Annotated in this window: 1 protein-coding gene; it reads right to left on the bottom strand. The window is 33.4% G+C overall.

Annotated elements, in window-relative coordinates; all coding sequences use genetic code 11:
- Positions 1 to 215 precede the first annotated feature (215 nt).
- Entirely contained in the window at positions 216 to 983 is a 768-nt protein-coding gene (locus HMPREF2637_RS02950; protein WP_141760011.1) for a hypothetical protein, read from the bottom strand.
- Positions 984 to 1,738 lie beyond the last annotated feature (755 nt).

The following is a 1,738-nucleotide window of genomic DNA, read 5'->3' as shown; positions in this document are numbered from 1 at the left end:
ACAAAAATCGATTAATTCGTCACGATAAGGTGTGTTAGTTTTCAAGTTAATTCTAGCTACAAAATTCATAATTCCACCTCTTTAAATAACAAAAGACTACAATAAAGAAAAATAATGAGGTATTACTGTTAGATACTTTATGTCATTAAGACAATTCTCTTCGATTGATATTATAGCACTCTAAAATGGAAGGTTCACTATAAAAATAAAACCCATTAAATCTTTTGTATAAGGTCTGAGCCTGTAGCTTCATCATAAAATGATAGTACTTCATTAACAAAACCTAAGTAAGTGTTTGTAATCTCATTCTCAATCAGAGGATAACCATAAGCCTTAAGTCTTCGAACTCTTTGACCAAATAATATAAATCTTGGCCAATAAAATGGAATTTCTTCTTCAAAAGTAATAGGTTCTAATGGATAAAAACCTAATTGGTCAACTCTTTCAGAAATCGTTCCCCCAATTAAGCCCTCTTTAAGATCTTGAAGAAACACTAGTTCCTCAATTTCTCTATTTGATATGAAACGTTTAAGGTATGATTTTCGTAAAGCTAATTCTTTATTTATACGTCCCGCTAATTCCAAATTTATCTCTGAGGTTGCAAATTTTTGGTTCTGAAAACCAAACCTCCAGCCATAAGATAGGGCTCTATTATTTACAAATTCATAAACTGTTACCAACTTTGGAAACAATTGAGTAAAGTCTTTTAAAGTAAGAGACCTCTTAATTACTTCATCAATCGCATTTGGATACTCATTAATATCAATCAAGTAACTATGTTCTAACACTTCTAGTGAAGTTCTATCACTCATATCGATTGCCGTAGCAAATTTATTACTAGCGTCTACTGCCAGTATAAATTTATACTCATGACCGTCTTCACTTGAAAAATTGATAACTTTGGGAATAATCATTAATTCTCTGTCTCTATCTAAAGCATGTTCTTTACTTCTAACCATAATCACTTTTTCCTCGTTAGTCATATTATTTATTAGCCTAATTATAGGATAGCACACAATAAAACATACCACTACACCTTAAGTCAGTTATTCTCTAATAATAGGGGGTGTGACACCCCTTAACTCCATTGTATCCTTTCTCATAAACTGATATAATTTTCTTGTAGTTCGATGAAACTACACTCGAAAACTTATACTGTCAGTCTCTAATCCTCCTAATAGAAATAGAGACTCCTAATCCAATCCAGTTCACATCATAATCTCCTACAAACCCAGATGCGAACAAACCTCCTTTAAAACTAGGGCGATGACCCTAGTTTTTTTTGTTAAATGTTACGTGATATCCTGCTCACGCGCGTGATCATATCACGTTTACACCAATATGCAAGTTACGAACCTGTTATTAACTATAACAAAAAGAAGAAAAGCCCCCTACCGAGAAACTTTTGGTAGAGAGCCTAACTTAATAACTTTGATTCGTCTGCGGAGGATCCTCTTGTTTAAGCAAAGCTGCTTAAGCTTCTTTCAAGTCATTTAGAGGTAGTGAATAAACAGATTAGCAGATAGCAAGCTAACATTAATCGATAAGCTTGTCAAAGACATTAAACGTCTGGTCTTCGGTTTTAGGAATTTTACCAACTTTAGGAAGTGTATTTTCATCACTCTGAACGTACAAAAAAAGAAGACCTATCTAGTCCTCTCTAGATGTTAGCTTATCGTCGCCCACTACAGTTGATAGATAGGCTTTAAAGACAAGAATTGCGATTATGAACCAGTTT

It is taken from the genome of Streptococcus sp. HMSC065H07, assembly GCF_001837325.1.
GTDB lineage: Bacteria > Bacillota > Bacilli > Lactobacillales > Streptococcaceae > Streptococcus > Streptococcus salivarius_H.
The sequence above is the reverse complement of the archived record's forward strand: the minus strand, read 5'-3'. Positions and strand labels throughout refer to the sequence as shown.

Coding starts and splice junctions, on each gene's coding strand:
- HMPREF2637_RS02950 (WP_141760011.1), bottom strand. CDS start 983: ATGACTAACGAGGAAAAAGTGATTATGGTTAGAAGTAAAGAACATGCT.